This window comes from Pseudomonas sp. NBRC 111138 (assembly GCF_001320835.1).
Classification (GTDB): domain Bacteria; phylum Pseudomonadota; class Gammaproteobacteria; order Pseudomonadales; family Pseudomonadaceae; genus Aquipseudomonas; species Aquipseudomonas paracarnis.
In genome coordinates, this window is sequence record NZ_BCBO01000185.1 from 1 (window position 1) to 4401 (window position 4401).

The 4401-nt window shown below is 59.3% G+C and carries 5 protein-coding genes; 1 reads left to right on the forward strand and 4 read right to left on the reverse strand.

The window, feature by feature from the left end:
• The 4 genes from APH41_RS27560 to APH41_RS27575 form a co-directional block, all read right to left on the reverse strand.
• A partial coding sequence (locus APH41_RS27560) for an ATP-binding cassette domain-containing protein (protein WP_156359107.1) occupies window positions 1–495 on the reverse strand: 495 nt, incomplete at its 3' end.
• Window positions 492–1472, reverse strand: coding sequence for a substrate-binding domain-containing protein (locus APH41_RS27565; RefSeq protein WP_082430518.1), 981 nt, complete (start codon window positions 1470–1472; stop codon window positions 492–494). The genes APH41_RS27560 and APH41_RS27565, both read right to left, overlap by 4 nt.
• 32 nt (window positions 1473–1504) lie before the next feature.
• On the reverse strand, window positions 1505–2326 hold the full coding sequence (locus APH41_RS27570) for an SDR family oxidoreductase (protein ID WP_054922641.1): 822 nt from the start codon (window positions 2324–2326) through the stop codon (window positions 1505–1507).
• A gap of 267 nt (window positions 2327–2593) precedes the next feature.
• Entirely contained in the window at window positions 2594–3073 is a 480-nt protein-coding gene (locus APH41_RS27575) for a GNAT family N-acetyltransferase (RefSeq protein ID WP_034128422.1), read from the reverse strand.
• Between the two features lie 188 nt (window positions 3074–3261).
• Here APH41_RS27575 and APH41_RS27580 point away from each other — a divergent pair.
• Window positions 3262–4401 (forward strand): MFS transporter (locus tag APH41_RS27580; protein WP_054922644.1); only part of this gene is annotated, 1140 nt, incomplete at its 3' end.

A 4401-nucleotide genomic window follows, 5' to 3' on the forward strand; every position in this document is an offset into this window, starting at 1 on the left:
AAAAGCGATCACATGGGCGCCACGGGACAGCGCCTTGGCGATTTCTACCAGTTGGCGCTGGCCCAGGGACAGGCGCCCGAGTTTCTCGTCGGGGTCGATTTCATCGGCCAGCCCCTTGAGGCAGGCCAGGGCCTGCTTGCGCAGCAGGCGCCGGTTGACCACGCCAAAGCGCGTGGGTAAATGCCCGAGGAACAGGTTCTCGGCCACGCTCATTTCCGGCACCAGGTGCAGCTCCTGGTGAATCACCGCCACACCGCTGGCGATGCTGTCGGCGGCGCATTTGAAGGCCATGGTCTGCGCGCCGATCTGCACCGTACCGCTGGACGGAATGTAGGCGCCGCCGAGGATTTTCAGCAGGGTCGACTTGCCTGCGCCGTTCTCGCCCATCAGCGCGTGCACCGAATGCGGCCGCGCTTCAAAGCTGATCTGCGCCAGGGCTTTCACACCGGGAAACTCCTTGCCGATGCCATTGAAACGCAGGGCTGCACCGCTCATTTCCACAGGCCGATCTTGGTCAGTTCTTCCTGGAAATTGGCGCGGGTGATCAAGGTCACTTCGTCCATGGCGGTGTATTTGGCCGGTTCCTTGCCGGTGGTGACCCACTCGTACATCGCCAGCGCGGTTTTATAGCCCTCGATATGCGGGCTGGGCAGCATGGAGCCGAAGAAACCGCTGTCGGCTTTCTTCAATTCGCCAATGGCGTCGGTGCCATTGATGCCGATGCCGATGACGTTGGCGGCCTTGAAGCCGGCACTTTCGGTGGCGCGCACGCCGCCGAGCACGGTGTTGTCGTTCATGCCACCGATGATCAGGTTCTTCGCTCCGCTCGGCAGCTTGACCAAGGCCGAGTTGGTGGCGTCCATGCTGCCAGGTACGTCGAGGGTTTTCAGCGCAGCGGTGAGGATGTGGTCCTTGGGAATACCGGCCTCCTCGAGGGATTTGATCGAGCCGTCTGTACGCTTCTTACCGGTGTCGAGTTCGTTGAAGGTATTGATCACCGCATAGGTGTCCTTCCAGTCCCAACCGCGTTTTTTCGCTTCGGCGGCCATGGCGGCGCCCTGCTTCTGGCCCACTTCAAACGCGGCCATTCCCAGGTATGGCACGTCTTCCATGAAGTTGCCCTTGGCATCGACAAAGCGATCATCCACGGCCATCACTTTCAAACCGTTGACCTTGGCTTTGGCAACGATGGCCGGGCCCAGGGACACGTCCGGCGGGCAGATCACAAAACCCTTGGCGCCATTGGCGGCCAGGCTGTCGATGGCCGACAAGGTCTTTTCGCCATCGGGCACGGCGATCTTGATCACAGTAAAACCATGCTCCTTGCCGGCTTTTTCCGCGAATGCCCACTCCGTTTGAAACCAGGGTTCCTCGGCCTGCTTGACCAGGAAACCGATCTTCACTTCTTCAGCCGATACCCAGCCGCAGAACGCCATTGCCAGTGCCACGGCACCGAGTGTTTGCTTGAACATGGACCACCTCCTTCTTGTTATTGGAAAACGCTTTAGTCGTGGTACATCACAGACCGCCCGCCATCGATCATCAGGCAAGTGGCGTTGATAAAGGGCGCCTCGTCGGTCGCCAGGAACAGTGCTGTCATGGCCACTTCGATGGGCTGGCCAATGCGTTTGGGCGGGTGCAGGTCGAACGCACGCTGGCGTTCGGCGTGAGGGTCAGGGAAACCGTTCCAGTAATCGACGTTGAGCTGGGTTTCGATATAGCCGGGGGCGATGGCATTCACGCGGATGCCCTTGGGCGCGTACTCGATGCCCAGGGCCCGGGTAAGGCCGAGCAAGCCGTGCTTGGCCACAGGGTAAGGAAAGCAACCGGGAATGATGTGGCTGGAATGGGTGGACGCGATATTGATGATGTTGCCGATACCTTGCTCGATCATGTGCGGCAACACCGAACGGCAGCCGTACCAGGCGCCGTCGAGGTCGATGGCGAAACAGCGGCGCCAGTCCTCGTCGCTCATCTCCAGCGGGTCACGGAACACGTTGACTCCGGCACAGTTGACCAGCACATCCACGCGGCCAAAGCGCTCGATGGCCAGGTTGACCAGTGCCTGCCATTGATCCTTGGAGGTGATATCAACCGGTTGGGCGTAAACCTGCGCGCCGCGTTCGCGCCAATGAGCGGCGACTTTCTCGACTTTGTCGCCCTGGATATCCGCAATGATCAACCGCGCCTGCTGGGCCTGGAAACAGGCAACGATGGCTTCGCCAATGCCTTGGGCGGCGCCGGTGACGATCACCACCTTGTTCTTCAGCCGCTCGCCGCAAGTCGGCTCGGGCACGTCGGGTAGGGACAACGGTTGCGCCTGCATCGCTTCACCTTTTTATTTTTTGTAGTGATTGCTGATGCTGGCGACTATAAACCCATCGCCTGAAACATCTCAATATATAAATTAAGATCCCATATATTGAGAAAAATAAAAAATGTTCGAGCGGGTTAGCTGTGGCGAGGGAGCTTGCTCCCGCTGTCTGCGCAGCAGACTCCCGCTTTTGGGGGGCGCTTCGCACCCCAGCGCAAGCAAGCTTGCTCGCCACAGGAAAGCTCACATTCTGGTTTTAGTGTTTACATAAACGAGGCTTCAGCCTTGGGCAAAGTCGCGCAGGGCATCGCCTTCCATGCGATAACGCACCCATTCTTCCTGAGGCTGGGCGCCTATGGATTTGTAGAAGGCAATCGCTGGCTCGTTCCAGTCCAGCACGCTCCATTCAAAGCGCCCGCAACCGTTGTCACAGGCGATCTTGGCCAAGTGGCGCAGCAACTTCTTGCCGGCCCCGCCGCCGCGTTGTTCCGGGTTGATGTACAGATCTTCCAGGTACAGGCAGTTACTGCCCAGCCACGTCGAGTAACTGAAAAAGAACACCGCAAAGCCAATCGGCAAGCCGTCGCGCAAGCAGATAAGGCCATGGGCCGTGGCGCCTTCGCTGAACAGGCTGCGTTCGATATCCACCACGCTGGCGATCACTTCATGCCGGGCTTTCTCGTACTCGGCAAGTTCAGTGATAAAGGTCAGGATCTGCGCAGCATCGCTGGGCACGGCGGGGCGAATCTCGATGGTCATGGGCGAGCCTTGGGCAAATTCAAAGGCCACATACTAAGACGGTTTGATGGCCGTTTGCAGTGCAATTGATGCCAATCAGCACGTTTCACTCCGGCGCGGGGTGAAGCAAGCATCAGCAACCACAGAACAAAGCCTGCGGACGCCCATGGTAAACAATGGGCATAAATCCAACGATCAGAGACCTGCTCATGCACGCCACGCCACCAGTGGGCACGAAGACATTCGCGCTGTTCTGCCTCGCCAGTTTCCTGCTGTCACTGTCTTACGGCTCGACCTTTTTGTTGTCACTGCTGATCCATGCCCGTGGCGGTAATGAACACGATGCGGGCAGTGTCATTGCCACGGCGATGCTCAGCACTTTTGTGGCGGTCGTGTTTTCCGGGCACCTGGCTGATGCGCTGGGCGCAGCGCGAGCAATTGCGAGCACCGGCCTATTGTTGGTGGTGGCCTGCCTGGGGTTTGCCCTGACGCCAGGGTTTGGCCAGGGCTTGATGCTGTTTGGATTGTCCCTTGGCTTGGGCTGGGGCGTGTTCTATACCTTGGGTCCGATCATCGTGACGCTGCTGGTGGAACCCCGCCAGCGGGCCAAATATTTCGCCTTGCTCTCGGGCAGTATGTTGAGCGGCATAGGTTCCGGCCCTTTGCTGGGACGCGCCGCCACTGCGCTGGACCTGCCCCTGACAACGGCGTTTTATATTGCCGGGCTCGCCAGCCTCGCCGGGGTGGTGATGTTCTGGCGCATGGGCTTTCGGTTGCGACAGCACGCGAATGTACCGACATCCAGGATTTCCTGGGCTGCAAGCCGCCGCGTACTGTCTTCCAAGGCGGCGTTCGCCATCCTGATGGTTGGCCTGGGTGGCTGCGTATTCGGGGGGCTATCTTCGTTCCAGACCAGCTATGCCGTTGCCCATAAGCTGGACTATTCGCTGTTCTTCGCGGGTTTCCTGACAGCGGCAATTATCAGTCGCCTGCTGATCGCCGGTTTCGTGGTCAAGCGCGATGCGTACCAGGCTGCCTGCGTATTATCCGGGGTGATGCTCGGCGCGATCACGCTGTTCGCGTTTGGTGTCAGCGGCAACCTCAGTTATGTGCTCGCCGCCGCCACGCTAGGGATCGGGTATGGCCTGACGTATTCGGTGATTAACGGCCTGGTAGCCAACGAAGCGCCCAGCGGCACCACTTCCCAGGCGTTGTTGTTGTTCAGCCTGGCGTACTTTATCGGCGTCTTCGGGTTTCCCTGGCTCGCAGGCAAGATCATCGTTGACTTCGGCCTTGCGACAATGATGCTGAGCGTACTGGTGATCGCCGCACTCAACTGGACGATCACA